The organism is Cyanobium sp. BA5m-21 (assembly GCF_024346235.1).
Taxonomy (GTDB): Bacteria; Cyanobacteriota; Cyanobacteriia; order PCC-6307; family Cyanobiaceae; genus Cyanobium_A; species Cyanobium_A usitatum.
In genome coordinates this window covers 1-25727 of the sequence record NZ_JAGQCO010000034.1, presented here as the reverse complement: position 1 = coordinate 25727, position 25727 = coordinate 1, and the positions used below count along the sequence as shown (strand labels likewise).

31 protein-coding genes, 2 tRNA genes and 1 pseudogene are annotated in these 25727 nt (G+C 63.4%); 15 read left to right on the top strand and 19 right to left on the bottom strand.

All coding sequences use genetic code 11. The annotated features are described in order from the left end of the window. On the top strand, nt 1-1220 hold a 1220-nt coding region (glmM, locus tag KBY72_RS10670; protein WP_254993551.1), incomplete at its 5' end, for a phosphoglucosamine mutase. Here glmM and KBY72_RS10665 read toward each other — a convergent pair. Genes KBY72_RS10665 through KBY72_RS10650 form a run of 4 tightly spaced genes read right to left on the bottom strand, consistent with a single transcriptional unit; the run spans nt 1207 to nt 5461 of the window. Beyond that, complete coding sequence (locus KBY72_RS10665; protein ID WP_254993550.1) at nt 1207-2181, bottom strand: N-acetylglucosamine kinase; 975 nt, start codon at nt 2179-2181, stop codon at nt 1207-1209. The two genes, glmM and KBY72_RS10665, sit on opposite strands and share 14 nt — an antisense overlap. Further along, nucleotides 2174-3469 (bottom strand): IctB family putative bicarbonate transporter, encoded by a 1296-nt coding sequence (locus tag KBY72_RS10660; RefSeq protein WP_254993548.1) that lies wholly within the window; start codon nt 3467-3469, stop codon nt 2174-2176. The genes KBY72_RS10665 and KBY72_RS10660 overlap by 8 nt, the downstream gene beginning before the upstream one ends. Before the next feature lie 31 nt (nt 3470-3500). Next, on the bottom strand, nt 3501-4190 hold the full coding sequence (trmB, locus tag KBY72_RS10655; protein WP_254931353.1) for a tRNA (guanosine(46)-N7)-methyltransferase TrmB: 690 nt from the start codon (nt 4188-4190) through the stop codon (nt 3501-3503). Nucleotides 4191-4192: 2 nt separating this feature from the next. Next, nucleotides 4193-5461 carry an FIST N-terminal domain-containing protein gene (locus tag KBY72_RS10650; protein ID WP_254993546.1) on the bottom strand — a complete coding sequence of 423 codons (1269 nt, stop codon included), beginning with the start codon at nt 5459-5461 and terminating at the stop codon, nt 4193-4195. Nucleotides 5462-5496: 35 nt separating this feature from the next. Between KBY72_RS10650 and KBY72_RS10645 the strand changes: the two genes are divergently transcribed. Both KBY72_RS10645 and KBY72_RS10640 read left to right on the top strand, forming a co-directional pair. Then, on the top strand, nt 5497-6150 hold the full coding sequence (locus KBY72_RS10645; RefSeq protein WP_254993544.1) for a DUF3177 family protein: 654 nt from the start codon (nt 5497-5499) through the stop codon (nt 6148-6150). 46 nt (nt 6151-6196) lie between these two features. Next, nucleotides 6197-6523 (top strand): hypothetical protein, encoded by a 327-nt coding sequence (locus KBY72_RS10640; protein ID WP_254931347.1) that lies wholly within the window; start codon nt 6197-6199, stop codon nt 6521-6523. Nucleotides 6524-6532: 9 nt separating this feature from the next. Here KBY72_RS10640 and KBY72_RS10635 read toward each other — a convergent pair whose 3' ends face one another. The 3 genes from KBY72_RS10635 to KBY72_RS10625 are packed head-to-tail and all read right to left on the bottom strand — an operon-like array spanning nt 6533 to nt 10509. Next, nucleotides 6533-7012 carry a cupin domain-containing protein gene (locus KBY72_RS10635; protein WP_409995494.1) on the bottom strand — a complete coding sequence of 160 codons (480 nt, stop codon included), beginning with the start codon at nt 7010-7012 and terminating at the stop codon, nt 6533-6535. Between the two features lie 14 nt (nt 7013-7026). Beyond that, complete coding sequence (gene ileS, locus KBY72_RS10630) at nt 7027-9945, bottom strand: isoleucine--tRNA ligase (RefSeq protein WP_315859545.1); 2919 nt, start codon at nt 9943-9945, stop codon at nt 7027-7029. A 24-nt stretch (nt 9946-9969) separates the two neighbouring features. Beyond that, complete coding sequence (locus tag KBY72_RS10625; protein WP_254961856.1) at nt 9970-10509, bottom strand: Ycf66 family protein; 540 nt, start codon at nt 10507-10509, stop codon at nt 9970-9972. A gap of 65 nt (nt 10510-10574) precedes the next feature. Here KBY72_RS10625 and KBY72_RS10620 point away from each other — a divergent pair. Continuing rightward, nucleotides 10575-10656 (top strand) — tRNA-Leu (locus KBY72_RS10620). Between the two features lie 55 nt (nt 10657-10711). Beyond that, nucleotides 10712-11737, top strand: a complete 1026-nt coding sequence (gene crtR, locus KBY72_RS10615; protein ID WP_254961857.1) for a beta-carotene hydroxylase — start codon at nt 10712-10714, stop codon at nt 11735-11737. A gap of 18 nt (nt 11738-11755) precedes the next feature. Here the strand turns inward: crtR and gatC are convergent, their stop codons facing one another. Together gatC and KBY72_RS10605 are read right to left on the bottom strand one after the other, a co-directional pair. After that, entirely contained in the window at nt 11756-12049 is a 294-nt protein-coding gene (gatC, locus tag KBY72_RS10610) for an Asp-tRNA(Asn)/Glu-tRNA(Gln) amidotransferase subunit GatC (protein ID WP_254993539.1), read from the bottom strand. Between the two features lie 31 nt (nt 12050-12080). Beyond that, entirely contained in the window at nt 12081-12851 is a 771-nt protein-coding gene (locus KBY72_RS10605) for a creatininase family protein (protein ID WP_254961858.1), read from the bottom strand. A 62-nt stretch (nt 12852-12913) separates the two neighbouring features. On the opposite strand from KBY72_RS10605, the gene KBY72_RS10600 reads away from it, so the two are divergent. Next, a complete protein-coding gene (locus tag KBY72_RS10600) occupies nt 12914-13216 on the top strand; it encodes a glycine/sarcosine/betaine reductase component B subunit (protein WP_254961859.1) in 303 nt (100 codons plus the stop codon). On the opposite strand, the gene KBY72_RS10595 is transcribed toward KBY72_RS10600, so the two are convergent. Beyond that, complete coding sequence (locus KBY72_RS10595; protein WP_193486239.1) at nt 13210-13347, bottom strand: hypothetical protein; 138 nt, start codon at nt 13345-13347, stop codon at nt 13210-13212. The genes KBY72_RS10600 and KBY72_RS10595 overlap by 7 nt on opposite strands. Between KBY72_RS10595 and KBY72_RS10590 the strand changes: the two genes are divergently transcribed. Next, the gene (locus KBY72_RS10590; RefSeq protein ID WP_261361212.1) at nt 13346-14038 is read left to right on the top strand and encodes a DNA-3-methyladenine glycosylase; all 693 of its coding nucleotides are present in this window, start codon (nt 13346-13348) and stop codon (nt 14036-14038) included. The two genes, KBY72_RS10595 and KBY72_RS10590, sit on opposite strands and share 2 nt — an antisense overlap. On the opposite strand, the gene KBY72_RS10585 is transcribed toward KBY72_RS10590, so the two are convergent. Both KBY72_RS10585 and KBY72_RS10580 read right to left on the bottom strand, forming a co-directional pair. Further along, on the bottom strand, nt 14025-14444 hold the full coding sequence (locus tag KBY72_RS10585; RefSeq protein ID WP_254961860.1) for a type II toxin-antitoxin system VapC family toxin: 420 nt from the start codon (nt 14442-14444) through the stop codon (nt 14025-14027). The two genes, KBY72_RS10590 and KBY72_RS10585, sit on opposite strands and share 14 nt — an antisense overlap. Beyond that, nucleotides 14441-14683, bottom strand: coding sequence for an AbrB/MazE/SpoVT family DNA-binding domain-containing protein (locus tag KBY72_RS10580; RefSeq protein ID WP_254961861.1), 243 nt, complete (start codon nt 14681-14683; stop codon nt 14441-14443). The genes KBY72_RS10585 and KBY72_RS10580 overlap by 4 nt, the downstream gene beginning before the upstream one ends. A gap of 96 nt (nt 14684-14779) precedes the next feature. Between KBY72_RS10580 and KBY72_RS10575 the strand changes: the two genes are divergently transcribed. Continuing rightward, entirely contained in the window at nt 14780-15802 is a 1023-nt protein-coding gene (locus KBY72_RS10575; protein WP_254961862.1) for an aspartate carbamoyltransferase catalytic subunit, read from the top strand. 20 nt (nt 15803-15822) lie between these two features. Here the strand turns inward: KBY72_RS10575 and KBY72_RS10570 are convergent, their stop codons facing one another. From KBY72_RS10570 to KBY72_RS10555, 4 genes are all read right to left on the bottom strand, one after another. Beyond that, nucleotides 15823-16176, bottom strand: a complete 354-nt coding sequence (locus KBY72_RS10570) for a DUF565 domain-containing protein (RefSeq protein WP_254961863.1) — start codon at nt 16174-16176, stop codon at nt 15823-15825. 299 nt (nt 16177-16475) lie between these two features. After that, on the bottom strand, nt 16476-16673 hold the full coding sequence (locus tag KBY72_RS10565; protein ID WP_094559179.1) for a hypothetical protein: 198 nt from the start codon (nt 16671-16673) through the stop codon (nt 16476-16478). A gap of 43 nt (nt 16674-16716) precedes the next feature. Then, the gene (locus tag KBY72_RS10560) at nt 16717-16878 is read right to left on the bottom strand and encodes a PCP reductase family protein (RefSeq protein ID WP_254961864.1); all 162 of its coding nucleotides are present in this window, start codon (nt 16876-16878) and stop codon (nt 16717-16719) included. 33 nt (nt 16879-16911) lie between these two features. After that, nucleotides 16912-16984 (bottom strand) — tRNA-Ala (locus tag KBY72_RS10555). A gap of 63 nt (nt 16985-17047) precedes the next feature. On the opposite strand from KBY72_RS10555, the gene KBY72_RS10550 reads away from it, so the two are divergent. Together KBY72_RS10550 and coaBC are read left to right on the top strand one after the other, a co-directional pair. After that, the gene (locus KBY72_RS10550; RefSeq protein WP_106632313.1) at nt 17048-17257 is read left to right on the top strand and encodes a DUF2555 domain-containing protein; all 210 of its coding nucleotides are present in this window, start codon (nt 17048-17050) and stop codon (nt 17255-17257) included. After that, the gene (gene coaBC / locus KBY72_RS10545) at nt 17247-18500 is read left to right on the top strand and encodes a bifunctional phosphopantothenoylcysteine decarboxylase/phosphopantothenate--cysteine ligase CoaBC (RefSeq protein WP_254961865.1); all 1254 of its coding nucleotides are present in this window, start codon (nt 17247-17249) and stop codon (nt 18498-18500) included. Before KBY72_RS10550 ends, coaBC begins: the two co-directional genes overlap by 11 nt. Here the strand turns inward: coaBC and KBY72_RS10540 are convergent. Continuing rightward, nucleotides 18497-18823 (bottom strand): hypothetical protein, encoded by a 327-nt coding sequence (locus KBY72_RS10540; protein ID WP_254961866.1) that lies wholly within the window; start codon nt 18821-18823, stop codon nt 18497-18499. The two genes, coaBC and KBY72_RS10540, sit on opposite strands and share 4 nt — an antisense overlap. A gap of 141 nt (nt 18824-18964) precedes the next feature. On the opposite strand from KBY72_RS10540, the gene psbO reads away from it, so the two are divergent. The 4 genes from psbO (at nt 18965) to KBY72_RS10520 (ending at nt 23582) form a co-directional block, all read left to right on the top strand. After that, nucleotides 18965-19777, top strand: a complete 813-nt coding sequence (psbO, locus tag KBY72_RS10535; protein WP_254961867.1) for a photosystem II manganese-stabilizing polypeptide — start codon at nt 18965-18967, stop codon at nt 19775-19777. 144 nt (nt 19778-19921) lie between these two features. Next, complete coding sequence (gene sat / locus KBY72_RS10530; RefSeq protein WP_254961868.1) at nt 19922-21085, top strand: sulfate adenylyltransferase; 1164 nt, start codon at nt 19922-19924, stop codon at nt 21083-21085. 36 nt (nt 21086-21121) lie between these two features. After that, nucleotides 21122-22966: an ATP-dependent zinc metalloprotease FtsH3 gene (gene ftsH3 / locus KBY72_RS10525; RefSeq protein WP_254961869.1), complete on the top strand. Its 1845-nt coding sequence runs from the start codon at nt 21122-21124 to the stop codon at nt 22964-22966. Between the two features lie 22 nt (nt 22967-22988). Further along, the gene (locus KBY72_RS10520; RefSeq protein ID WP_254961870.1) at nt 22989-23582 is read left to right on the top strand and encodes a bifunctional 4-hydroxy-2-oxoglutarate aldolase/2-dehydro-3-deoxy-phosphogluconate aldolase; all 594 of its coding nucleotides are present in this window, start codon (nt 22989-22991) and stop codon (nt 23580-23582) included. On the opposite strand, the gene aroC is transcribed toward KBY72_RS10520, so the two are convergent. Then, nucleotides 23583-24671 carry a chorismate synthase gene (aroC, locus tag KBY72_RS10515; protein WP_254961871.1) on the bottom strand — a complete coding sequence of 363 codons (1089 nt, stop codon included), beginning with the start codon at nt 24669-24671 and terminating at the stop codon, nt 23583-23585. A gap of 59 nt (nt 24672-24730) precedes the next feature. On the opposite strand from aroC, the gene nth reads away from it, so the two are divergent. Further along, nucleotides 24731-25384, top strand: coding sequence for an endonuclease III (nth, locus tag KBY72_RS10510; protein WP_254961872.1), 654 nt, complete (start codon nt 24731-24733; stop codon nt 25382-25384). A gap of 191 nt (nt 25385-25575) precedes the next feature. On the opposite strand, the pseudogene KBY72_RS10505 reads toward nth, so the two are convergent. Beyond that, nucleotides 25576-25727 (bottom strand): annotated as a pseudogene (locus KBY72_RS10505) (photosystem II q(b) protein); the annotation flags it as partial.

The following is a 25727-nucleotide window of genomic DNA, read 5'->3' as shown; positions in this document are numbered from 1 at the left end:
GCAGTGGCCCGATGCTGGTGGCGGCGCTCACCGCCGGACTCACGGCTGCAGGTAGGGAGGTATGGACCCTGGGGCTATGCCCTACGCCAGCGATTCCTGGCGCCATTCGCCGTCTTGGCGCGGCTGGCGGTCTGATGGTGTCCGCCAGCCACAACCCCCCTGAAGACAACGGCATCAAGGTGTTTGGGGCCTCCGGCGCCAAGCTGAGCCGCGGCCAGCAGCAGGCGATCGAGGCTGGGCTGCAGGGGGTTGGGGCTGGACCGGCAATAGGTGCTTCCGGCGGCTTCTTGGGCACAGGAGTTGTGCACGATCGCCCCGATTTACTAGCCGACTACCAGCGGTCCTTGGTGGCGAGCGTGATGGGTCGGCGCTTGGAAGGTTGCAAGATTGTGCTAGACCTTTGTTGGGGCTCGGCTTCTGCCTGTGGAGAGGCGGTGTTTCGGGCCTTAGGCGCAGAACTCACCGTGTTGCACGGCAAGCCGGATGGGGCGCGCATCAACGTGGACTGCGGCAGCACCCACCTTGAGCCGCTCAGGCGTGCGGTGCTCGAGACCGGAGCCAGCATGGGTTTTGGCTTCGATGGCGATGCAGATCGGATGCTGGCGGTGGATGGCCGGGGCCGGGTGGTGGATGGTGACCAGATTCTTTATCTCTGGGGAACGTCCCTGCTTGATGCGGGCCAGTTGCCGGCCAATCGCATCGTTGCCACGGTGATGTCAAACCTCGGCTTTGAGCGTGCCTGGCAGGCCAAGGGAGGGGTGCTCGAGCGCACCGCCGTTGGTGATCAATACGTCCACCAGGCGATGGAGCAGATGGGCGCTGGCCTCGGTGGCGAGCAGTCGGGCCATATTTTGTCGGCCCGCCATGGCATGAGTGGCGATGGGCTGCTCACCGCTTTGCAAGTGGCCACGTTGTTGCATCGCAGTGGCCAATCACTGGCCGACTGGATGGATAGCAGTTTCAAGCCCTACCCCCAGACTCTGGTGAATGTGACGGTGCCAGACCGGCAACGGCGCCAGCAGTGGCAAGCTTGCGAGCCGCTGCGGCTCGCCGTGGAGCAGGCGGAGATTGCGATGGAGGGACAGGGCCGGGTGCTGGTGCGCGCCAGTGGCACCGAACCACTCCTGCGGGTGATGGTGGAGGCCGCCGATCAGCAGCTGGTGGACCACTGGTCAAGCCAGCTGGCTGCTGCAGCGGAGCAGCACCTCAACGCGGCCTAGCTTCTAGGCATTCCCGAGCCAGGCTCAGGGCTCCGCTGCAGGCATCTGCGGCGGGGATCTGCAGTTGAGCGCCTGGGCAGCACTCCCTAAGGCAGGCCTCCAGCCGGCAGCGCAGCAAGGCAAGGTGCTCCAGCGCCCCGCCCATGGGCCACACTCGCGGGGCACTTAGCTGCAGCCTTGTGCAGATGGTGGCTGCCATTAATGCCAGGGCCTGGGCGGAGCGCTCCATAACGGCGGCGGCGCCAGCATCACCCTCGCTAGCGGCGACTGCCACCAGCGGTGCCAGGCGGGCAAAGCCCGCGGCCCCGAAGCCAGGCTCCACAACCAAAGCTTTGATGGCCTGAGCGGCCTGGGGGTCGCCTGTGCTCACATTCAGTCCTGCCCAGATCCGGGCTCGCAGGGGCGAATCGGGCTGCCGTCCATCCGCCATCGCCAAGCTGAGGGCTAGGCCATCCCTGCCGATGTCCGTGGCCGAGCCAGCCCCATCTAGCAGCCAGCCCCAGCCGGAGCAGCGGTGTTCCTGGCCTGCCGGATTGCGCCCAACGGCGATGGTGCCAGTGCCGCTGATCACAACGATGCCGCCCTGGTGGTGGTTGCCCATGGCTCCGCGCAGGGCAGTGCGCTCATCTCCCGTGACTACTACGCGCTCCAGGGGTAACTGCAGGGCCTCGGCCGCCAGCTGCCGGCCCAGCTCCTGGACGGAGCTGCCCACTTCGATGCCGCTGGCGCCAATGCCGGCGGCTAGCAGGGGCGTGCCGGTGTGCGGCAGATGCAGGCGGGCCTGCGCCAGGCTGCCTTGAAGGGCCTGGTGGAAGCGGGTGGGGCCGTCGGCTGCGGCCAGGTGGCACACTCCAGGCCCCTGGCCTTCACCTAGCAGCTCACCACTGCAGGCATCGCTGAGGCGACAGCTGGTGTGGGTTTGGCCAGCGTCGAAGCCGGCAATTAGGCTTGGCTCAGCCACGACCTTCGGCGCGGCTAGCTCCGGCCGCCAGGGTGGCGATGCAAAACCAACCGCTCAGTTGCACCTCCGGCCGGAAAAAGATCGTGTCGGTTAGTCCCTGCACCGTGAGCCCAGCAATTACGGCGATCGCCGCCAGGGCCGGCAGGCTGAAGCAGCTATCCCTGCGCCAGAGGCTGGTGGCGCTGCGCAGGCTGGCCAGCAGCAGGCCGATCCCGGCCAGCAGGCCAGGAATGCCGGCTTCTACTGCCAGCTCCAGGGGGATGGAGTAAGCGCTGAGCGCGTTGAACTTGGGTTGCTGAAACAGTGGATAGATCTGGTTAAAAGCGTCGTTGCCGGGGCCGATGCCAAGCCACGGGCGGGCCTGGACCATATCCAGGGCTGCAAGCCAGACGTTGATGCGGAAGTTGTTGGAGCTGTCTTGCCGGCCGGCCACCAGGCTCATCACCCGCACCCGCAGCGGCTCCACCTGGGTAACCAGCACCACGAGCAGGGCAGCGCCGCCTAGCAGCAGCAGCAGGGGAAACAGGCGCCGCCAGAGCAAGGGCCAGGCCCGGGTGGCGCGCACGGCCAGCAGCAGCAAGATCACGGCCGCCTCGGCCACCAAACCCATCCAGGCGCCGCGGCTGAAGGTGAGCACTAGGGCGGCGACGCCCAGCACCAGGGCAGTGAGGGCAAAGAGCTTGCGGGCTCGGCCCGGCCAGCGCAGCAGGGCCACGAGGGCTAGGGGCAGCACCGGCAGCAGATACCCCGCCAGCAGGTTGGGGTTTTCGAGGGTGCTGTAGATGCGCACCGTGCCATCGGCCACGGAGTTGGGGTCAGCCCAGCGGGCTAGTTCGCCGCTGTCGCCGTAGAGCTGGCGGATGCCGATCACGCAGGTGACCAGGTTTCCAGCCAGCAGCGCAGCCACGATCCGGTCCCACCAGACCGGAGCCAGGGTCAGCAGTTGGCGCATCAGGGCGTAGACGCCCAGATAGCTCACAAGTTTGACCAGCCCCTTGGCGGCGGCCAGGGGCACCGGTGAGAAACCTGTGGCCAGCAGGGCGATGGCCAGGATCCCCAGAATCCAGCGGTCGATCTCCACCAGCGGTCCAGGGGTAGTGGTCAGGGCCAGCAGCAGCCATAGGAGGCCACTGGCCAGCACCAGCAGGCTGAGGCCGCTGCGGGTTACCAAGGGCAGGCCAACCATCAGGGCGCAGAGCACCAGGCCGGCTATCAGGGTTAGCTGCCGCCCCAGGGGACCACTGTCAGCGCGCTGCAGGCAGCCCTGCCAGCGCAACAAAATTGGCATTGGGGGGGCGCTCAAGGGGTGCAGCCTGGCTTCAGGCCCGATTATCAACCGCTTCGAGCTGATCTTCCAGGTTGGTCAGGCCTTCCAGGTTGCGGTCGTTGCGTTGGTAGAGCACCCGGTAGACCGGCAACCCCTGGCTCAGCACGTAGGTTTCGCGCTCGGTTGGCACCGCCAGGGGGTTGCCGGCACGCCAGGGGCGCCCATCGGCGGCCGGGCGATCGAAGCCGCCGCTGGCCTCGATCAGCTGAACCATCGGTGTGATCACCGCCAGCACATCGCTCTGAATAAACAGCTCACGGCCAGGCCCCAGCGCCTCGGCCAGGGCCAGCAGGAGGGCGGGCTGCAGCACCCGCCGCTTTTGATGCTTTTGCTTAAACCAGGGATCTGGAAACTGGATGGTCACCCGCTGCAGCAGCCCGGCTGGCAGGGCCACCAGCCAGTCCTGCAGGCTGATGTTGGCGTTGCAGAACAGGTAGTGGAGGTTGCCGAGCCCCAGGGCCTGGCGGTCGGCTTCGGCGGCATCCACCAATGGCCGGCGGATTTCAACACCTAGATGGTTGCAGTTGGGCTGGTGCTGGGCCAGGGCCAGTAGGAAGCGGCCGCGGGCGCAGCCAATGTCCAGATGGAGGGGGAGATCCGGCTGACTGAAAAGCTCGGCTGGCGGCGGCAGGGGCCGGGGTAGCTGGAAAAAGCGGCTGAGCGGATTGACGTGCTGGCGCACCTTCAGCCCTCTCCGCGCGGCACCAGGAAGGCCAGGCTGGCGGTGTAGCCGTGCAGATGGGTGCTACCGGCGACCGGGCCGATTTCGCCGTTGCAGAACGATCCGGCGATGGGCACCTGATCAAACACTTCCCGGCACAGCTCCACGTCGCCATCGGCGCTGCCGTAGAGCCCAACGCCACGGCCTAGGCAGGCAAACAGCAGGGCGGCTAGGGGCTCCGGGTTGCGACCCCGCTGGCTGGTCAGCAGCTGGCGCAGTTCCAGTCTGGAGGTGCTGGCATCGCGCAGTTGGAACTGCACCTGTTGTCCCACCCGCATCCGTTCAGCCACGGCTACGGCGCCGTTGCGGGGGTCGACACCAAGCAGGTTGCGCACCAGAAAAGCGGTGGGACCATCTGGATCTGCGGCGCTGAGGCTGAAGTTGCTACGGCCCACGCCCAGAAACAGCGAGTGCTTCACCAGCTCCCTCTCCTCGGGATTCAGATCCGTGAGGATCGACTGAAGCGCTGCTACAGGGCTGCGGCGGGCCTGGCCCTGGCTCACTTCCAGCACCACGTTGCGCTGAACTTGCTCCACATCAAAAACCGGCCCGATCGGCCGGCAGCCCTGGGCCACCACCGGATCGAGTTGCCAGGCTCCACCAATGAGGCAGCCGACGGCACCGCGAACCACCTGATCTCCAAACAGCAGGGAGCCATGGCCGGCACTGTGGGGGCCAGCGACGCCGCCAATTTTCGCAGCCCCTGGACAGGCGTAATCCAGGCCACTGATCAGATCGTTGATCCGGGAGCAGCTGGGATCCACCAGCAGCAGCATCGAGGGGCTGGGAGCTGCTGGCGCATCGAGCAGGTCGCGCCAGGGATCAGCGGGGCCGTCGAGATCGGGAAGGGAGTCGGTATCAATCGCAAAAGGGTGGAGCTCGGCGCCGGGTAGGCGCAGCAGGGTGACACTCAGGGCCGGCGTGTTTTCCAGCTCATGGGGGCTGCCGCCAGCATCCGTGCCCACCACCCCACCGCCCAGGCAGCCAATCCAATGGCTGGCTGGGAGTTTCTCCTGAAGTAGGGGCAGCAGCCGGGGCAGGTCGCTGGCGTAGCTGGCTGCGACGAAGACCAAGGCCAGATCTGCTGGACCGGCCCCCCGCAGCTGGCTGGCGATCTCTTCAACCGACGCCTGCAGCGAGGTTTCGCTGGCCAGGGCGGTGCGGCACCAGGCCTGGGCTGGACGGGCTCCGAAGGTGCGGGAGAGCCAGCTGGGCAGGGAGAAGGCGGCCATGACTTGGACCCTATCGCTTGCCGGGGACGCGGATAATGGCGCCTTACCGAACCACACGCGTGCTCGCCGCCCTACCAGAACCTCTGTACCGCTCCTTGGTGTGGCTCGATGTCCGCCTGGCGATGCTGTTCAGCGTCGGCTTGCCCCTAGTGCTCCTGATCTGGGCGTCGGTACGCAAGGAGGGATCCTTGGTGCGCCTGCTGGGGATTTATTGGAAGGTGGCCAGCCTGTTGCTGCTTGCAACCCTGCTGCTCACCGACCGGCGGCCCCTCGGCTTTGTGGTTTTGCTGCTGGCCCAGCTACTGGTGGTGCTTAGCGTCTGGTTCTGGGTGGATCTCAACGAGGAGCTGGCCGACCTGCCGCCCTGGCGTCCCTTGCCCCTGACCCTGCGCATCTGGCGCTGGAGTCTTACGGTGTGGGCCGTGCTTGGCGCCCTGCTTACTGCCACGGCCCTTGGCTGTTTGGGCCCCGGAGGCTTGGCCCAGCCCCGTTGCGCCGCTTGGATTCAGCCGCCCCTCGGCCTGCACCGGCATGTTGAGGGTCTGTTTGCCTTCATTTTTGGCGGCGAATGGACCCCTGGCGTGGCCGCCTTCATCGGTTACGTGGGTTTGGTTGCCTATGTGGTGGGACTGTTGCAATGGCTGCTGGTGCGCTTGCCCAAGCAGGGGCGAATCGCTGGCGATTTTTGAGGATCAGCCCTATTGCTTCCCCTGCCGCCCCGCCTTCTCTCTGGCCATGACCCTCTCCGCTGCATCCGCGATGGCCCTGCTCGCCAGGCTGGAAGAATTGAGCCGGGAGCGGCCCGATCGGGTGCTGCGGCTCAGGGGCCAGCTTCAGTTGGCGGCAGGTCCGCTTGAGCCCTACGAGCTGCTGATTTTTCGCGGTTTTTCGAGCAGCACCACCCACCCCACCGATTTCGATCCTGACAAGCCACTGCTGCCCAAGGGGGCGGTGATCGAAACAGCTGAATTACTGCAGGCCCCCCTGAATCCGGCCTCGGAACAGCTGTTGGCTGGGCCCGTTTCCCCTGAGGTTTTCCTTGAATCCGGCGGTTGGGATTGAGCCCCCAGATCAGCCCATCCCAACCAGGCGGCGCCAATCACTGCAGCAGGATTCCAGCTGGGCGGCGTGGCACTGCAGCTGGGTCTGGCTGGCTAGTTCGAAATCGACGAAATCAAAGCCTGGGGCCACTGTGCAGCCCACCAGGCTCCATGTGGTGTTTCCAGTTACGGGTTCAGCTGCGAACCAGCTGCCAGCAGGCACTACAACCTGGGGCCGTTCTCCGGTGCTTAGATCAAGCCCAAGCCTGCTGACGCAAGCCTGGCCATCCGGGTGGAGTTGATAGATCAGGAGCCCGTCGCCGCCATGGTGGTGCCAGGCCTCATCGGAGCAGATCCGATGCCATCTGGACCACTCGCCTGCGGCCAGTAAGTACAAGATCGCCGTGCTGGCGGCCCTGGGTCCCCGCGGCGTTTCCACCACCTCACTTGACCGGTAGGTCTCGCGGTAGTGGCCACCCTCCGGATGGGGCTGGAGTTCCAGCCGCTCAATCAGTGCCTTGGCGTTCAGGACAGCACCGCCACGCAGCGACCGCAGAGGCTGGGATGGGCGCTGTGCTGGCCGATGTCGCTTTCGTAATGCCAGCAGCGCTCGCATTTTTGGCCTTCGGCCTTGGCAATGCGCACTGTGATGCCGTTTTCGCTGGCTTCGGCCAGCAGCTCGGCAGGCGCTACGCCGCCTTCCTTGAGGCCCGACACCAGCAGCCAGTCGGCCAGGTTGTCGACGCTGGGGTGGCTTGAGCTGGCCAGCCAGCGCAGGGCCTCCGCCGTGTTGGTGCTGCCTGCTTCCAGCTCCAGCTGCACCTGGGCTTCAAGCGAAGCACCCAGTTGGCCACTGGAGCGGCAGCTCTCCAGTTGGCGATTCACCAAAGATCGCAACTCCAGGATTCGCTCCATCGGCGCCTCCAGTTGCGCTTGGCGCCAGCCATCGGGGGCCGTGGGCCAGCCCCGTTCGAACACCGAGGTTTCGGCTACCGGGTAGGGCAGGTTTTGCCAGATGTCCTCGGCCATGTGGCACAGCACCGGTGCGATCAGCCCGGCGAGACGCTCCAGCACCAGGCTCAGCACCGTTTGGCAGCTGCGGCGGCGGAACTCATCGGCTCCGCTCACGTAGAGGCGGTCCTTGGCGATGTCGAGGTAGACGTTGGACAGGTCCACCACGCAGAAGTTCTGCAGGGCTTGGAAGAAGCGGTAAAACTCATAGCGCTCGAAGTCTCCCGTCACGCTGTCGATCAGGGCGGCGGTGCGCTGCAGCATCCACTGATCCAGCAGAGGCAGCTGGTCGTAGGGCACGGCATCGCTGTCTGGTGCAAAGTCGTGCAGGTTGCCGAGCAGGTAGCGGGCCGTGTTGCGCACCTTGCGGTACACATCCGCCAGCTGCTTGACGATCCCAGGCCCCAGCGGCACGTCGGCCGAGTAATCCACCGAGCTCACCCACAGGCGCAGCACATCGGCGCCGTAGGCAGGCTCTTGCTTTTCGTTCTTGCCTCCCTCCACCAGCACCGCCGGATCGACGACGTTGCCCAGCGATTTGCTCATCTTGCGGCCCTTCTCATCGAGGGTGAAGCCGTGGGTGAGCACCCGCTTGTAGGGGGCGTGGCCATTCACGGCCACTGAGGTGAGCAAGCTGCTCTGGAACCAGCCGCGGTGCTGATCGCTGCCTTCTAGGTAGAGATCGGCGGGGTAGTGAAGGCCGCGCTCTTGGAGCACGCCAGCCCAGGAGGAGCCTGAGTCAAACCACACGTCCATGGTGTCGCTGCCCTTGCGCCAGTTGCTGGCTTCGGCGGCGTAGGCCTCAGGCAGCAGGCCTGCCTCATCGCGCTGCCACCACACATCCGCACCGTGCTCGGCGATCAGGGCCTGGATGTGGCCCAGGGTGGCTTCGTTGAGCAGCACCTCACCCGTTTCGCGGTGATAAAAGACGGGGATCGGCACGCCCCAGGTGCGCTGGCGGCTGATGCACCAGTCGCCCCGATCGCTCACCATCGCTTCAATTCGGTTGCGGCCGCTGGCAGGCAGCCAATCCACCTCGGCGATGGCGCCAAGAGCGGCGGCGCGGAAGCCCTCCACTGAGGCAAACCATTGCTCGGTGGCTCGGAAGATCGTCGGTTTTTTGGTGCGCCAGTCGTAGGGGTAGCGGTGTTCGTAGCGCTCTTGCTTGAGCAGCAGGCCGGTGGCTTCCAGGGCACTGAGGATCGCGGGGTTGGCGTCCTTGAGCACGTTGGTGCCAGCAAACGGCCCGGCTTCGGCGGTGAGGTTGCCGGCCTCATCCACGGGGCAGAGCACAGGCAAGCCGTATTTCTTGCCGGTGTTGAAGTCGTCTACGCCGTGGCCCGGGGCGGTGTGCACCAGGCCCGTGCCGGCCTCAGTGGTGATGTAGTCGCCGCCGATTACCACCGGGCTGGTGCGCTCCAGCAGCGGATGGCGGTAAGTAATTCCCTCTAGCTCGCTGCCCTTAAGGATTAAAAGAGGAGTGAGCTCCAGTCCCAGGCTGGTTTGCAGGCTCTCAATCAGCTCAGCGGCTACCACCAGGTGGCTGGCGGCTGGGGTGGGGGCGTCGCCCCTTGCAGCCACTGCGCAGATGGCGTAGTCGAGCCGCCCATTCACCGACACCGCCAGGTTGGCCGGCAGTGTCCAGGGGGTGGTGGTCCAGATAGCCACTGCCAGGCCGCCAGCCCCTGTGGCCGCCTTGGCCGTTAGGCCAGCAGCTTCTAATTGGGTGGCCAGGGCCTCGGGTAGCGCCACCACCGGGAAGGCCGCGAAAACGCTGGGGGAGGTGTGGCCGTCGGGATATTCGAGTTCGGCTTCGGCCAGGGCGGTGCGGGAGCTGGGGCTCCAGTGCACCGGTTTGAGGCCTCGATAAATGTGGCCAGCTAGCACCATGGCGCCAAAAACGCCGATCTGGGCGGCCTCGTAGTCCTTCTGCAGGGTGAGATAGGGCGTTTCCCAGTCAGCCCAGATGCCCCAGCGGCGGAAGCCGCTCTTCTGGCCCTCCACCTGCTCGAGGGCGTAGGCGTGGGCCTTCTGGCGCAGCGTTACCGGGGTGAGCTCGGCCCGGTCGCTGCTGCTGAGCCCCTGCAGCACCTTGAGTTCGATTGGTAGGCCGTGGCAATCCCAGCCAGGCACAAACCGCGCCCGCTTGCCCTGCAGCAGGGCGGTTTTGTTGATGATGTCCTTAAGGATTTTGTTGAGAGCATGGCCCACGTGCAGGGCCCCATTGGCGTAGGGAGGGCCGTCGTGCAGGGTGAAAACCTCGCCGGGGTTCTGCTGGCTCAGGCGCTCATAGAGCCGCTGCTGGGCCCAGAACGCCTGGATTTCCGGCTCGCGCACCTTGGCATTAGCCCTCATCGCAAAGGGCGTCTGCAGCAGGTTGAGCGTGTCCTTGTAGGAGAGGGGGTAGGAGACGGGCGCAGGGCTGGCGGTCACGTCGCCTGGGGGCAGCAGAGCTGATTATCCCGCCTGGCTGCTGGAGGGCTCGGGCAGCGGTTGCGGTTCCGGGATTTCGGCCGTCACCAGGCTGTCGATCACCAGGCTGTCGATCTCGCTTATGGAGCTCGGCTCTTCCGGGCGCACCCAGCGTTTGCCACTGGCTTTGGGCTGGCGTTGCTGAGTCAGCCATTGGCTAATGCCTGAAGTGGCAGTGGTCAGGAGGGTGAGCAGATGGGCCAGGCTGGCGCCGGCTTGTTGCAGGCTCGTCTGCCAGCGTTCCGTCGACCAAAGCCGCTGCTGCTCCTCAGCGGTGAGCTGCCGCCAGCGGCCCTGGGAAACCTCGCCTGCGAGCCTGCCGATCAGTAGGCCACCGCAAAGCACGCCCAGCATCGGTGCGCCCGTGAGCCGGTCTGCACTGGTTACAAGCACCAGGCCCAGCAGCAGCACTACGGCGCCCCAGGCCGAATCCCGTGGCCGGCTCAGTTCGGTGGCCAGCAGCGGCAGCAGCAGGATGGCGAGTCCCAGCAGCAGCGCCAGGAGTCCGCCCAGGGTGGCGAGCATGGCCAGAAGGCGTGGAGTCCCCCATTGTGGGCGACTCCACGCATCTGTCTCTACAGTCCCGTTCTGCCCACCTGGCGGAATTGGTAGACGCGCTGGTTTTAGGTACCAGTGGCTTAGGTCGTGGGGGTTCAAGTCCCCCGGTGGGCATCATCACTTTCTTAAGTTGCCTTGATGCAACGTTCTGGGATCTGGTTCGGCTGAGATGACACAGGTTCTGGGCGCCTCTTCAACTGCCGTGCACTCCGAGGGGGCAATGGCATCTCCCTCGCGGCTTGTGCCGCGCGAATTTCTTGACCCGCCTGCTGCCTGGAACCCCACGGTTGGGCTGTTTTTGGCTGGCTACGGCTTGGCTGCCCTCACGATTTGGGGCTGGTTTGTGGCTGGCTGGCCCCTGCCCGTGCTGCTTGGTACCGGATTTCTGGCCCTGCACTTAGAGGGCACGGTGATTCACGACGCCTGCCACAACGCGGCCCATCCGCACCGCTTCTGGAATGCGGTGATGGGCCATGGCGCTGCCCTGCTGCTTGGCTTCAGCTTTCCCGTTTTTACCAGGGTGCACCTGCAGCACCATGCCCATGTGAATGATCCCAAGAACGATCCTGATCACATCGTCAGCACTTTTGGACCCCTGTGGTTGATTGCGCCACGATTTTTCTATCACGAGCTGTTTTTCTTCCGCCGCCGTTTGTGGCGTCGTTATGAACTGTTTGAGTGGGGCCTAGCTCGGGTTGTATTTGTGGCGATTGTTGTGGCCGCTGCAAAATTTGGCTTTCTTGACTTTATTTTCAACTGCTGGTTTGCCCCTGCCCTAATGGTCGGAGTGACCTTGGGCCTGTTCTTTGACTACTTGCCCCACCGCCCCTTCCAGTCGCGCAACCGCTGGCACAACTCCCGCGTTTATCCGGGACGACTGATGAATTGGTTGATCATGGGTCAGAATTATCACCTTATTCATCACCTGTGGCCGTCTATACCCTGGTTTGAATACCGCCCTGCTTATCACGCCACTAAGCCCATCCTTGATGCCAAAGGTTCGCCCCAGCGGCTTGGCTTGTTTGAAACCAAAAATGATGGTCTTAACTTCCTCTACGATATCTTTCTTGGCGTTCGAAGTCATCGCAAAAAGCGCAGCAAGCTTAGGCCTATTGCTGCATTAATGCCCACCCGCCATGCCCGCAGGCGAGTGCTGGAGTTGCTTCATCGCACTGCAATTTCGCCGGTGCGATAATTGGATAGCTGACTTGGCTCAGCTAGCTACGATTTTGGGCACCCGGATGAAGTCTCCCTCCCTTTGGGGAGCTTCATTTAGTATCTCTTCGCGCACGTCCGTAGGGGTTACCAGATCTTCACGGCAGACGTTTACTACTTCCACCGCTCGAGTGGTGGCTGGCACTCCTTCTGTGTCTACTGTTTCAAGGTGGGCTACGTAGTCGAGGATGCGCTCGAGCTGGCCGGTGTAAGTGGCGATCTTGGCCTCGGGCAGGTCTAGGCGGGCCAGCTTGGCGACCTTGCGCACGTCGTCTGCGGTGATCTTGCTCATCGGGAATTACCAGATATGCCGACGCTAGCGCTCAGGTCAGAAAGGCTTCCAGGTCTGAGGCAAGGGCGGTGGCGGCCAGCTCCAAGAAGCGCTCGCCATGGCTGGCCTGGGCCAGGTAGGGGTTTGAGCCCATGCGGCCATCCGGATGGCGGCGGCGGAAATCTTCGGGGCCGTGGATGGGGCCGGCCGGGGCTGGATCAGGCAGGGGCCTCTGCTTGGTCTGCAGGCTGGGCTCCAGGTGCAATGTGAGGGCTATTTCGCTGGGGGTGGCGTGGTGACCTTCTTCCGCGCCATAAAGGCTGCGCGCCTCCTGCATTACCGGGCCAGCCATGAACCAATTGGCCAGCTTGCAGCGCAGCCGCGGCGCCACCGCCAGGCCCCGATCGGCGGCGCTGGCATAGGCCTGGGCAAAGGCGGCCTTGCTGGTGGCGATGTTGCCGCCATGGCCGTTGATCACGTAGATGCGCTCGAAGCCGTGGCGTGCAAGTGACAGCACCACGTCGTGCAGAACGGCTAGCAGGGTGGATGGTTGCAGGCTCACGGTGCCAGCAAAGCCCAAGTGGTGCTCGGCCATACCGAACGCCTGGGCCGGAGTCACCAGCACGCCGGTGCGGCTGCCCACTTCCAGGGCCACGGCCTCGGCCGTGAGCGCATCGGTGCCGATGGCGCCGGTGGGGCCGTGCTGCTCAGTGGACCCTAGGGGCACGATCACGCCCTTGCAATTTTCCAGATAGGTCTCCACCTCAGGCCAGCTACGCAGTTGCAGGCGAATGGCGTCATTGGAGCTGGCGGATTGGATCATGGTGAACAGCAGGTAGACCCTGGAGACTGGCTAATGTTTGAAGGCCAGCAGTGCCTCGGCCCATGCTGCACCGCAAGCTTTATCAGTTTTGTGCCGAACAGCGCCCGGTGTGGGTGTTTTTGCGTGACCAGCAGCGCTGGATTGAGGAGGCCACGGTGGTGGAGCTCGAGGGGGATCTCGTCACCCTGCGCTACGACGCTGAAGACGACGACGAAACCCACAGCTGGGAGGAGAGCGTGCGGCTCGATTCAATCGGGGCCGTCAGCACCAGGCTGGCCTACGTCTGCCGCAGTGGCAGCCCCGATGACGTGATCACCTCCGAAGACTGCCCTGAGGCCGAGAGGCTGTCTGGTCAGGGTCAGTGAGCGGTGCCGTTGCCGTCGTAGTCGTCGCTGTCGTAGTAGCCGCCTTTGGTGCCAAAAAACAGGGTGGCCAGTACAAAAAGGCCGCTGCCAAAGATCAGTACGGTGGCGAGGGAGAAACCGGTGGTGTGCATGGCGGACCCTGGTTTTGGCACTAAGGACTTCAGTTTGCTGGCGGCTGCTCCCAGTGGCGAGCAACACGTCGAACTTGTGGTGAATCCATTGCCGAAGGCCTTCTTCGCCCGCCCCGCCGAGCAGGTTGCCCCTGAGCTCATCGGCTGCCTGCTGGTGAAACGCCAAGCCTCAGGCGAGTTGCTGTGGGGCGTAATTGTGGAAACGGAGGCGTATTGCCAGAGCGAGCCCGCCTGCCACGGTTATCGCCGCCGCTCCCCCAGCAACGAAACCCTGTTTGGTGAGCCTGGGCGGTTTTATGTCTATGTGAGCTATGGCATCCACCACTGCGTCAACGTGGTGACAGGGAGAGCCGACTGGGCCAATGGGGTGCTGCTGCGCGCCGTGGCCATTCTTGGTGAGCCGGAGCGGCTGGCGGCGGGTCCCGCCCTATTGGCACGCTGCTTTGGCATCGATCGCTCCCATAACGCCCAGCTGGTGCATCCCGATCAGGGCCTGTGGCTCGCCCCGCGCCCCCCAGCGCTGGCAAATATGGCCGCGGTCCACTTGATGCAAACCAGCCGCATCGGCATCTGTCAGGGCCAGGACCTGCCCTGGCGCTGGTATTGGCGGGCGAGCCGCAGCATCAGCCGGCGGGTCAGGGGTGATCGGCAGCTTCCAGCGCAGGAGGCTGGAAGGATCAGCGGGGTGTGATCACCCTCGGTTGCAGATTCAGCGCGCGTGCAGGATTGGCGAAGCTGCGCTGATCGAAAGAGGCGATCGCCGTGCAGGCGCGGCAACTGGCATGGTGCAGCGCATCGGCGAAATCAAGCCCGGCGCGCAGCCCTGCCAAGGCCTGTTCGATTGCGGCGCGGTCTTCGAGCTGGAGGGTTGGCAGGTTCAGCAGTGCGTCAAAGACAAGCCCAACCTGATCCCGGCTGAATCGGTAATACCCCCGTAGCACCCACTCCAATTCCAGAGCCACGGTTTTGGGCATAAACAGGCCCTGGCCCGATTCGAGCAAGGTGCGTGCGGCTTCTCTCTGCTTGACGGTGGCGTCATCGGCACCGGCTTCGTCGATGAAGTAGCGGGCCAGCACATTGGTATCCAGGCCGATCACGGCTGCAACAGCATGGCCGGATCGAAGTCGCTTGGCACGGCTGGGATGGTCGTTTTCAGCAGGCCAAAGCCGCTGGCTGTGGGGCTGCTTGCTGGTCGCGCCGGCCTCACCTCCAGGTGATCGCCCACCAATTCAAAACAAACACGGCTGCCCCTGTGCAAGCCCAGCTGCTGCCGCATCATCTGGGGAATCGTCACCTGCCCTTTGCTGGTCACGGCGCAACCGCTGGATTCAGCCATGGCGAGGCCTAGCTTGGATAGGTATTACTTGGTAAGAATAGGTGCTGTGGTGTCCCTCGGCTGGCCCTACCGTGGTCCTGTGAGTCGCCGCACCCCTTGAGCAGCTGGAGCCACCGCCACGTGCTGGATCTGGCGGCCTTTTCGCTGGATGATTTCACCACCGTGCTCACGCTGGCCCAACGTTTCCGGGCCCTGCCGGTGGCTGGAGCTCGCAAGTTGCCCGCCCTGCAGGGGCGGTTGATGACCAGCCTTTTCTTTGAACCAAGCACCCGCACTCGCAGCAGTTTTGAGCTGGCGGCAAAGCGGCTCTCTGCCGATGTGCAGAGTTTTTCTCCCTCCTCCAGCTCCCTCAGCAAGGGCGAGAGCCTGCTCGATACGGCCCGCACTTACGTGGCGATGGGCGCCAATGTGCTGGTGGTGCGCCATCGCTGCGCCGGGGTGCCCCAGAGCCTGGCGGCCGAGCTCGACCGTGCCGGTGAGCGGGTCGCGGTGCTCAATGCTGGCGATGGCCTGCACAGCCATCCCAGCCAGGGATTGCTGGATTTGTTCACCCTGGCGCGCCACTTTGCCCCTGAAGCCCCCACGCCCGCGGCTCTGAGGGGCAAGCGCATTGTGATTGTGGGTGATGTGCTCCACTCCCGCGTGGCCCGCTCCAACCTCTGGGCCCTCACCGCCTGCGGCGCCGAGGTGGTGCTCTGCGGCCCGCCCACCTTGCTGCCCGCCGCCTTCGCCGACTTTGTGGCGGCACCACCGCCAGGCCAGGCGGCCGATCCGGTGGCGGCGCGGGGCCCGGTGCGGATTGAGCGCAGCCTGGAGCAGGCCCTGGCCGGGGCCGATGCGGTGATGACTCTGAGACTTCAGAAGGAGCGCATGCATCAGCACCTGCTCACTAGCCTCGACACCTATCACCGGCAATTCGGCATCACCCGATCGCGCCTAGCCCCCTGCGGCCCGTCCGTGCCACTGCTGCATCCGGGCCCGGTGAATCGGGGCGTGGAGCTGGCGGGAGATGTGCTCGACGATCCCGCCGTTTCACTGGTGGAGGAGCAGGTGCGCAATGGCATCCCTGTGCGCATGGCCCTGCTCTATCTGCTGGCCGCGGCAGAACCGCTGGCTTGAAAAGCTTTCCAGCAGTTGAATCAGAGCAACTTGAAGCCGTCAAGCAGCAAGCCGTAGAGCAAGCCGATTCGTGCCATATCGAGCAATTGCAGCACGAGTGCATCGCCACCACGACGTATCAGCGGTCCCCTGGCGCGAATGGCCAGCTCGATGGCGGCCACGCAGATCAGTGCCCCCACCGGGTCGAGCTTGGCCAGGGTGCCGGTGATCGAGCCGACGGCTCCGCCAATGCTGAAGCTGATCAGCAACACGATCAACAACAGCGATAGTCGCCGCCAGGGATTGGCTGCCCAACTCTCTAGGGCCGCCCGAGCCTGGGCAACCCGTTCCTGAAAGCCGGTCTGTTGATAACGACTTCCGGGAGGTGAGGCCATCACGGCTGAAGGGTTATCAGCGAGGGCCAAAAGGGGAGGCAGGGATGCTGAAGGCGGTGATCCCCATCACCCGGCCCGAGCCCTGCCATTGCTTGTCTACACCATCTCTGGCGTGTGCGCAGCCTTTTGGCGCTACATATAGGGGATTCCAATAAAAAAGCCCGAGGCCAATGGCCCGGGCTGGGTGATGGGGACTGAGCAACCAAAGCGCCTGGCTGGCCAATGATCAACTGCCCGCAGACGTTTGCCAGAGCGTCCCAAGGGGCTTGACGTCCCCCAGGGGCTTCCCGATCTGGGTCTCAGCCGTCGCTGTCCTTCTTGCGTGAGGATTTGCCCTCGAGGAGCTCCAGTAGAGCTTCCATCTGGGCCATAACCCCACGTACCTCGCCGGCTTCTGGCAGTAAGCCGTCGTCCATGACACCCTGGTGCATTTCTCGGAGCTCCTGGCGGATGTACCGCAGGTGGCTAACCACCTGTTCGCGTTTCGACTGCGACATCTATGGGTGTTCTACTGATGCACCCTTTTACCGCATCGCCGGGTCACTTCTGGCCAAACCTTGCCTTGGCCTGCTCGTAGAAGGGGGCATCGATGGCGCTAAGACCGGCCTCCTGGGCCATGGATTCGATGCGGCGCCGCACTGCTGGACGTACAAAAAAGGGCACTTCCTTAAGTTTGGCTTCGGCGTCTGGATGCCAATCCATAGGGCTGACCAGCAGCACTTCTTTGAGTCGTAATGGAGAATAGGGGACTCGAACCCCTGACCTCTGCGGTGCGATCGCAGCGCTCTACCAGCTGAGCTAACTCCCCGGCTTAGGGCTCTCTTGTCCCTAGAAGCCCATTATCCCCGACCTCACCTCCCTAGCAACTTCCATGAACGCGTCGATCACCCCCGAACGGCTCGCCGCTTTCGATGAAGCTTCGATAGCCGAACTCGCCCGTCGACTGGAGGAAGACGACTACCCCAGTGCCTTTGACGGCTTAGCCGATTGGCACCTGATGCGTGCCCTGGCGATCCACCAACCGGAGTTGGCTCGGCCCTACGTGCATCTGGTGGACCAGGAACCCTTTGATGAGGACTGATTCGGCGGCTGCTGCTGACCCCTTGGTGCACCCGCTGGCTGGTCGCCGCGTGTTGGTGGGTATCAGCGGCAGCATCGCTGCGGTTAAGTTGCCTCTGGTGGTGAGCTCCCTGGTTCAGTGCGGCGCCGAGGTGCGTTGCCTGGTTACGCCGTCGGCGGCCCAACTGGTAAGTCCGGTTGCCCTTGCCAGCCTCAGCCGCAATCCCTGCAGCCTCGATGCGGATCAGTGGAGTCATCGCGCTGCCAGGCCGCTGCATGTGGAGCTGGCGGAGTGGGCTGAGTTGGTGTTGGTGGCGCCCTTGAGTGCCACCAGCCTGGGTCGTTGGGTGCATGGGTTGGCTGACAGCCTGTTGGCCAGCACCCTGTTGGCAACCGAGGCGCCGGTGCTGGCTGCTGCGGCCATGAACACTTCAATGTGGATCTCCCCGGGAGTGCGCCGCAACTGGGAGCTGCTGCAGGGTTTTGAGCGGGTGTTGCCCCTGGGGCCTACGGCGGGCTTGTTGGCCTGCGACCAGCAGGGGGACGGCCGCATGGCTGAGCCGCAACAGCTCCTACTGGCCTTGCAGTGTCTGCAGCTGTGGGGTTGGCAGCGGGACTGGGCTGGCTTGCGGCTTTTGGTCACTGCCGGCCCTACCCGCGAACCACTGGATCCGGCCCGCTTTCTCACCAACCCCAGCTCCGGGCTGATGGGTGTGCTGCTAGCCCAGGCAGCCCGGCTGCGTGGGGCGGAGGTGACTTTGGTGCATGGTCCGTTGACCGTGGATTCCCAGTTGCTGGAGGGCTTGGCTTGTGTGCCTGTCCAGACGGCGGCCGATATGGAGCGGGCCTTGGTGCGTCTTCAGCCTTGTGCCGATGCCATTGCCATGGCGGCGGCTGTGGCCGACCACCGCCGCCAGCAACCGCTCCCGCACAAACTGACCAAAGAGGAGCTTTCCGTTGAGCTCGCCTCCGGCTGGCAGCCGGTGCCCGATCTTTTGGCTGGCCTGGTGAGCCGCCGGCACCCCGGTCAGCGGATTTTGGGTTTCGCGGCCCAATCGGGCGATGTATTGGCTCAGGCCCGTGCCAAGTGGGCCCGCAAAGGCTGCGACCTGCTGTTCGCGAACCCGATAGATCAAGCCGATGCGGGCTTTGGCGTGAACAGCAACCACGGTTGGCTGCTGGGAGGGCAGGGCGGTGAGCAACGCATCGAGCCAGGCTCAAAGCTGGCGATTGCCCAGCAATTGCTTACCGCCCTGAGGCCCTAAGCCACCAGAGTCTCTTCGGCGGGCAGGTTCTCGTCTGCAGCAGCTTCGTGCTGGAGCAGATCCATGAAGGTGCGCAGTTGCAACCTCGGGATGTAGGGCCAGCCCCCACTGCGCTCGACGCTTTGCAGCAGGCTGAACAGCTGGCTGCGGTCGGCTGGAAGGCTGCCCCGGAATGGACCGTCTTGGACCGAGCGATGCAGCTGCTCGAGCTGGCGCAGCAGGGTCAGCAGGTCTTCAGGCTTGCCTTCGAGCTCACTTGCCAGCTCGTTTAGTTGCTGCAGCTGGTTGGTGAGACGGCCTTGCTGGGATGGGGTGAGGCTCATGACTGGTCTTGCTTTGCGCTCGCGTCTGGCTCTCGCATACAGGTTGTTGAGAGCCGCGACATCGTACGGGGAATAGCAGATTTGCACCGGTAGGATCGGCGACAGCCCAGTTCCCATCCACCGTCTCTGCGGCGTTTCCCCATGAGTTTTCGTCCTCTGCTGGCTCTTGTGCTGGCGCTGTGCCTGACCCTGGTGACCGCGTGCAGCGGTGGCGCCAAGGCAGTGGATCGCGCCAATCTCACCTACGAAGACATCCACAACACCGGCTTAGCGAACGACTGTCCGACCCTGCCGGAATCGGCCCGCGGCTCGATCTCCCTCGATTCCGCCGCTAAGTACCAGCTCCGAGAAATTTGCATGCACCCTGCCGAGGTGTACGTGAAGGGTGAGCCAGCTAACAAGCGCCAGGAGGCACAGTTTGTTGCCGGCAAAATTCTTACCCGTTTCACCTCCAGCCTTGATCAGGTTTACGGCGATCTGGCAGTTACTGCCGATGGCCTTAGCTTCAAGGAGCTCGGCGGCATCGACTTCCAGCCGATCACCGTGCTGCTGCCCGGTGGTGAGGAAGTGCCCTTCACCTTCTCCAGCAAGGAGTTGTTGGCCACGGCTGATGGTTCAGCTCTGACCACCAGCACCGACTTTGAAGGTCCTTACCGGGCTCCCAGCTACCGCACCAGCAACTTCCTCGACCCCAAAGGCCGTGGTCTAACCACCGGCTACAGCAGCGCTGTCGGCCTGGTTCCTGCTGGAGATGAGTTCACCGGCGAAACCGTGAAGCGCTATGTGGATGGCTCCGGCACCATGAACCTCTCAATTACCAAAGTCGATCCCAGTACAGGCGAGTTTGCCGGTGTGTTTACTGCAATCCAGCCTTCCGACTCCGACATGGGCACCAAGGCGGTTGTCGATGTCAAGATCGTCGGCCAGCTCTATGGCCGCCTAGAGCAGGCTTGACCCCTGGGCGCTAGCTCGCAGTTCTTGCCTGACTCTTTAAGGCCCCATCGGGGCCTTTTTTATTGGGTTCTGGGTCTTTTTATTGGCACTTGAGCCTCGACTCCCCCGGTCTGGGAGAATCCACGCCTTCCTGAGTTGGCCTCCATGACCGCCGCTGAATCCGCTGGCTTGATCGCGCCTCACGGTGGGTCTTTGGTGAATTTGGCAGTGCCTGCGGCTGAGCGCGAGTCGCTGCTCGCTGGGGTGAGCCGCAGGATCGAGTGCAGCGATCGCAATGCCTGCGACGTTGAGTTGCTGGTGGTGGGAGGCTTCTCGCCCCTACGTGGCTTCATGCATCAGCAGGACTATGAAGCCGTGGTGGCGGGCCACCGCACCACCAGTGGCCTGTTGTTTGGCCTGCCGATCGTCTTCGACACCGACGACGCTTCGATTGCTATTGGCGACCAGCTGCTGCTCACCTATCGCGGTCAGGAGCTGGCCGTGCTGACGGTGGAGAGTCGCTGGGAGCCTGACAAGGCGCGTGAGGCTCAGGGCTGCTATGCCACCACCTCAATTGAGCATCCGGCGGTGAAGATGATCGCCACCGAGCGGGGTCGCATCTACCTCGGCGGCAGTATTCAGGGCCTGGAGCTGCCCAGCCGGGTGTTCCCTTGCAAAACGCCCGCTGAAGTGCGCGCAACTCTCCCCGCTGGCCAGAGCGTGGTGGCTTTCCAGTGCCGCAACCCCATTCACCGCGCCCACTACGAGCTGTTTACCCGGGCATTGGACGCGGCCAACGTCAGTGAGCAGGGTGTGGTGCTGGTGCACCCCACCTGCGGCCCCACCCAGGACGACGACATTGCCGGCGAGGTGCGCTTCCAGACCTACGAGCGGCTGGCGGCAGAGGTGAATAACGCCAGAATTCGCTGGGCCTACTTGCCTTATTCGATGCACATGGCTGGCCCGCGGGAGGCTCTGCAGCACATGATCATCCGCAAGAACTACGGCTGCACCCACTTCATCATTGGCCGCGACATGGCCGGCTGCAAAAGCTCCCTCAGCGGCGAAGACTTCTACGGCCCCTACCAAGCCCAAGATTTTGCCCGCGACAACGCTGCAGAGCTCGGGATGGAGACCGTGCCCTCGCTCAATCTCGTTTACACGGAGGAGGAGGGATACGTGACCGCTGAACATGCCGAAGCCAGAGGCCTGCACATCCGCAAGCTCAGCGGCACCCAATTCCGTCAGATGCTGCGTGGTGGCGAAGAAATCCCAGAGTGGTTTGCCTTCCGTAGTGTGGTTGAAGTGCTGCGGGCCGCAGCCGGTTAACATTCCGTAACTGACTTCTCAGCTGAGGCAAGGTTCTTGAAGAAGCGCTGGCGCAACGCGGGGCTCTATGTCCTTTTGGTGATCGTGATGATCGCCGTGGGCACGGCTTTCCTCGACAGGCCCGACCCGGCCAATGCGCCGCGCACTCTCCGCTACAGCGACTTCGTAGAGGCCGTTCAGGACAACGAAGTCTCGCGGGTGCTGATTTCCCCAGACCGGGGCACGGCCCAAGTAGTCGAAAACGACGGACGCCGTGCGGTCGTCAACCTTGCTCCTGACAAGGACCTGCTCAAGCTGCTCACCGACCACAACGTCGATATCGCGGTCCAGCCCAGCCGCGAGCCCGCTGCATGGCAGCAGGCCGTTGGCAGTCTGATTTTCCCGCTACTTCTCCTTGGTGGCTTGTTTTTCCTGTTGCGTCGCGCCCAGGGTGGTGGTGGCAATCAGGCAATGAATTTCGGCAAGAGCAAGGCGCGGCTTCAAATGGAGCCCCAAACCCAGGTGACTTTTGGCGATGTGGCCGGTATTGAGGGAGCGAAGCTCGAGCTCACTGAAGTCGTTGACTTTCTCAAGAACCCAGATCGCTTCACCGCGGTTGGCGCCAAAATTCCTAAAGGGGTGCTTCTGGTAGGCCCGCCAGGAACCGGTAAAACCCTGCTCGCCAAGGCTGTGGCAGGGGAAGCTGGCGTGCCCTTCTTCTCGATTTCCGGTTCGGAATTCGTCGAGATGTTTGTGGGTGTTGGCGCCAGCCGGGTGCGTGATCTTTTTGAGCAAGCCAAAAAGAGTGCTCCTTGCATCGTTTTTATTGACGAAATCGACGCCGTAGGCCGCCAGCGCGGAGCTGGTCTTGGCGGTGGCAACGATGAGCGCGAGCAGACCCTCAACCAGCTGCTTACAGAGATGGACGGCTTTGAGGGCAATGCCGGCGTCATCATTGTGGCTGCAACCAACCGGCCAGATGTGCTGGACGCAGCCTTAATGCGCCCAGGCCGTTTTGATCGCCAGGTGGTTGTAGATCGTCCCGACTACGCCGGCCGCCTGCAGATCCTTGGCGTCCACGCCCGAGGCAAGACCTTGGCCAAGGATGTCGACCTCGACAAGATTGCTCGCCGCACCCCTGGCTACACCGGTGCTGACCTGGCAAACCTCCTAAACGAGGCCGCGATTCTCGCTGCCCGCCGTCAGCTCACTGAAGTGGCGATGGACGAGGTCAATGACGCCATCGAGCGCGTCATGGCTGGCCCGGAGAAGAAGGATCGGGTGATGAGCGAGAAGCGGAAGCGGCTTGTTTCTTATCATGAAGCTGGCCACGCCCTGGTCGGTGCCCTGATGCCCGATTACGACCCGGTGCAGAAGATTTCGATCATTCCTCGGGGTAATGCAGGCGGCCTCACCTTCTTCACCCCTTCTGAGGAGAGGATGGAATCAGGTCTCTATTCCCGCGCCTATCTGCAGAACCAGATGGCAGTTGCCCTAGGTGGTCGTGTTGCTGAAGAGATCGTCTACGGAGAAGACGAAGTCACAACCGGCGCTTCTAACGACCTCCAGCAGGTAGCCCGAGTTGCCCGTCAGATGGTTACTAGATTCGGCATGAGCGATCGCCTTGGCCCCGTGGCCTTGGGTCGCAGCCAGGGGGGCATGTTCCTGGGGCGTGATATCGCTGCAGAGCGTGATTTCTCTGAAGACACCGCTGCCGCAATCGACGAGGAAGTCAGCGAACTGGTGGCGGTGGCCTACAAGCGTGCCACTTGCGTTCTCGTCGACAATCGTTCGGTGCTTGATGAGCTCGCCGAGATGTTGGTAGAGAAGGAAACAGTCGACGCTGATGACCTGCAGGAGCTGCTGATCCGCAGCGACGTGAAGGTGGCGGAATACGTCTGAACCGCCAACGCTGCTAGCCGCTTTGCACCACCAGCCCCTGCTGGTGGTGCTTCGTGCTTATGACCTGCTTGAGCTGCTGCCCTGTTTAGAGCGTTTGCAGGAGCTGGGTGTTCAGCATGTAGAGCTTGCTTGGAGCAGCAACCCCCTTTGGGTTGCCCAGGCGATTGAGCTTCGTCAGCGCTTCGCGCATTTGAGATTGGGTGCGGCTTCGGTAGTTGACTTGGCTGGCCTTAACGCTGCTGCTGCTGCTGGCCTGGGCTATGCGGTTTCACCGGTGCTGGATCGTGACTTGATTGAGGCTGCAATCGCTCTGCGTTTGCAGTTCGTGCCAGGTGTGATGTCTCCATCAGAGGTGCACCTAGCGCGTTTGTGGGGATGCTCCATCGTCAAGCTCTTCCCCGCAGCTGCGCTGGGCCGTTCCTATTGGCAACGACTAGCAGCTCCTCTGGCTGGCGCTGATGGCTTGCCCTTTTGCATTGCGGCAGGTGGACTTGGCCCTGCTGATGTGGAGCCCTGGCTGGCTGCCGGAGTTGATGCGGTCGCCTTGGGTGGTTCCCTGGTTAACCCCGCCGATTGGGAGGCGTTGGCCAGGCTTGTCGAGCGCCTGCGGACCTAGCTACCACAGGCCGCACTGGCCCTTTTGGCGTAGCAAGTGATCGGCGAGCACTAAGGCCACCATCGCCTCCACCATCGGCACGGCCCGAGGCAGTACACAAGGGTCGTGCCTGCCTTTGGCCTCCAGGGTGGTGGCTTCTCCACGGTCATTGATCGTCTGCTGGGCCTTGCGGATCGTGGCGGTGGGCTTGAAGGCCACCCGAATCACAATTTGCTCGCCGTTGCTGATGCCCCCCTGGATGCCACCGGAATTGTTGGTGGCTGTGTGCAGGGAGCCATCGCTTGTGGGTAGGAAGGCATCGTTGTGCTCGCTGCCCTTGAGCAGGGTGCCTGCGAAGCCCGAGCCGATTTCAAACCCCTTGGTGGCCGGCAGCGACATCACCGCCTTGGCCAGGTCCGCCTCGAGTTTGTCAAATACGGGCATGCCAAGGCCCATTGGCGCCTGGCGTACCAGGCAGGTGATCACGCCGCCGCAGGAATCGCCCTCCCGGCCGATTGCCTCGATGCGCTCGATCATCTGGGCTGCCATGGCTTGGTCGGGGCAGCGCACAATATTTGCTTCCACGGCCGCCAGGGTCACCTGTCCTGGGTCGATCGAAGCCTCAAGGTTGTGGATGCGCTCCACCCAGGCGATCACTTCGGTGCCGTGGGCCTTGGCCAGGAGCTGTTTGGCGATAGCCCCGGCAGCTACTCGGCCGATGGTTTCTCGGGCAGAAGCCCGGCCGCCGCCGCTGCGGGCTTGTATGCCGTACTTCGCTTGGTAGGTGGCATCGGCGTGGGAGGGACGGAAGGCCACTTCCATTTCCCTGTAGTCCTGCGGTCGCTGATCCTTGTTGCGCACCACCATCGCGATCGGTGTGCCGAGGGTCACGCCATCGAGCAGGCCACTGAGAATTTCGACCTGGTCATCCTCCTTGCGGGGGGTGGTGATCTTGCTCTGGCCTGGCTTGCGGCGGTCGAGTTCGGCCTGAATCGCTTCTAGATCCAGCTCCAATCTGGGCGGACAGCCGTCGATGATTACGCCAACCCCGCCGCCATGGGATTCGCCGAAGGTGCTGATCCGAAAGAGATCTCCGAAGCTGCTGCCCATGGCCCACCTGCGTTGGGGCGAGCCTACAAACTGGGCTTCACCTTTGGCATAGCGCGATCTTGAAGAGGCAGGAGCGTGTCGCCCTAATCATGGAGCGGCTGCAGCAGCACTACCCCGAAACCCCTGTACCTCTCGACCACAGCGATTCCTTCACGCTGCTGGTGGCGGTCCTGCTGAGCGCCCAATGCACAGATAAGAAGGTCAACGAGGTCACCCCGGCCCTGTTTGCAGCTGGCCAGGACCCTGCTGCGATGGCAGCCCTGAGCGAGGAGACGATCCTGGCCCATATCCGCCAGCTTGGCCTGGCTCGCACCAAGGCTCGCAATGTCAAACGCCTTGCCGAGCTCTTGCTTGAGCGCCATGGCGGCATGGTGCCCCGCAGTTTTGAACAGCTTGAGGCCCTGCCTGGGGTTGGTCACAAAACCGCAAGTGTGGTGATGGCCCAGGCCTTCGGTGTGCCCGCCTTCCCCGTAGACACCCACATCCACCGATTGGCGCAGCGTTGGGGTCTCAGCAGTGGCAAGAGTGTTGTGCAAACGGAGCATGATCTCAAGACTTTGTTTCCTAAAGAAGCCTGGAATCGCTTGCACCTGCAGATCATTTTTTATGGGCGCGAATTCTGCACGGCTCGTGGTTGTGACGGCACCATCTGCCCGCTGTGCCGGGAGCTTTATCCCCGCCGGCGTACTGCTGTGATCTGGCGTAAGCCCTGACTTCTTGCTTTTACCTAGTGGCTACATACGTAGTCCCCTCTCGCTCTGTGCTCCCTTCTATTTAGCTGCCCAAGCTTGTTGCGCAGGTTGTTGTACAAATTGGGCAACCACCCATGCAACAAAAAAGCCCCCTTATTCAAGGGAGCTTTTGGGATTCCGTTATTGCCCAGCCGTAGCTGGGCTGTTGACTATCAACCGATTGCAGGTGCGGTCAGTGCCACGGGTGTGGCAGTAGCAGCAGCAAGGTCAAGGGGGAAGTTGTGAGCGTTGCGCTCGTGCATTACTTCCATACCCAGACCAGCGCGGTTCAGCACGTCTGCCCAGGAGTTCACCACACGGCCTT

Coding starts and splice junctions, on each gene's coding strand:
- KBY72_RS10540 (WP_254961866.1), bottom strand. CDS start 18,823: ATGAGCCTCACCCCATCCCAGCAAGGCCGTCTCACCAACCAGCTGCAG.
- sat (WP_254961868.1), top strand. CDS start 19,922: ATGACCGCCGCTGAATCCGCTGGCTTGATCGCGCCTCACGGTGGGTCT.
- psbO (WP_254961867.1), top strand. CDS start 18,965: ATGAGTTTTCGTCCTCTGCTGGCTCTTGTGCTGGCGCTGTGCCTGACC.
- crtR (WP_254961857.1), top strand. CDS start 10,712: ATGACACAGGTTCTGGGCGCCTCTTCAACTGCCGTGCACTCCGAGGGG.
- aroC (WP_254961871.1), bottom strand. CDS start 24,671: ATGGGCAGCAGCTTCGGAGATCTCTTTCGGATCAGCACCTTCGGCGAA.
- KBY72_RS10660 (WP_254993548.1), bottom strand. CDS start 3,469: ATGCCAATTTTGTTGCGCTGGCAGGGCTGCCTGCAGCGCGCTGACAGT.
- KBY72_RS10605 (WP_254961858.1), bottom strand. CDS start 12,851: ATGATCCAATCCGCCAGCTCCAATGACGCCATTCGCCTGCAACTGCGT.
- KBY72_RS10590 (WP_261361212.1), top strand. CDS start 13,346: ATGGCGGACCCTGGTTTTGGCACTAAGGACTTCAGTTTGCTGGCGGCT.
- KBY72_RS10600 (WP_254961859.1), top strand. CDS start 12,914: ATGCTGCACCGCAAGCTTTATCAGTTTTGTGCCGAACAGCGCCCGGTG.
- KBY72_RS10625 (WP_254961856.1), bottom strand. CDS start 10,509: ATGCTCGCCACCCTGGGCGGACTCCTGGCGCTGCTGCTGGGACTCGCC.
- KBY72_RS10650 (WP_254993546.1), bottom strand. CDS start 5,461: ATGGCCGCCTTCTCCCTGCCCAGCTGGCTCTCCCGCACCTTCGGAGCC.
- KBY72_RS10580 (WP_254961861.1), bottom strand. CDS start 14,683: ATGGCTGAATCCAGCGGTTGCGCCGTGACCAGCAAAGGGCAGGTGACG.
- coaBC (WP_254961865.1), top strand. CDS start 17,247: ATGAGGACTGATTCGGCGGCTGCTGCTGACCCCTTGGTGCACCCGCTG.
- KBY72_RS10560 (WP_254961864.1), bottom strand. CDS start 16,878: ATGGATTGGCATCCAGACGCCGAAGCCAAACTTAAGGAAGTGCCCTTT.
- KBY72_RS10645 (WP_254993544.1), top strand. CDS start 5,497: ATGGCGCCTTACCGAACCACACGCGTGCTCGCCGCCCTACCAGAACCT.
- gatC (WP_254993539.1), bottom strand. CDS start 12,049: ATGAGCAAGATCACCGCAGACGACGTGCGCAAGGTCGCCAAGCTGGCC.
- KBY72_RS10640 (WP_254931347.1), top strand. CDS start 6,197: ATGACCCTCTCCGCTGCATCCGCGATGGCCCTGCTCGCCAGGCTGGAA.
- KBY72_RS10570 (WP_254961863.1), bottom strand. CDS start 16,176: ATGGCCTCACCTCCCGGAAGTCGTTATCAACAGACCGGCTTTCAGGAA.
- KBY72_RS10595 (WP_193486239.1), bottom strand. CDS start 13,347: ATGCACACCACCGGTTTCTCCCTCGCCACCGTACTGATCTTTGGCAGC.
- KBY72_RS10550 (WP_106632313.1), top strand. CDS start 17,048: ATGAACGCGTCGATCACCCCCGAACGGCTCGCCGCTTTCGATGAAGCT.
- KBY72_RS10565 (WP_094559179.1), bottom strand. CDS start 16,673: ATGTCGCAGTCGAAACGCGAACAGGTGGTTAGCCACCTGCGGTACATC.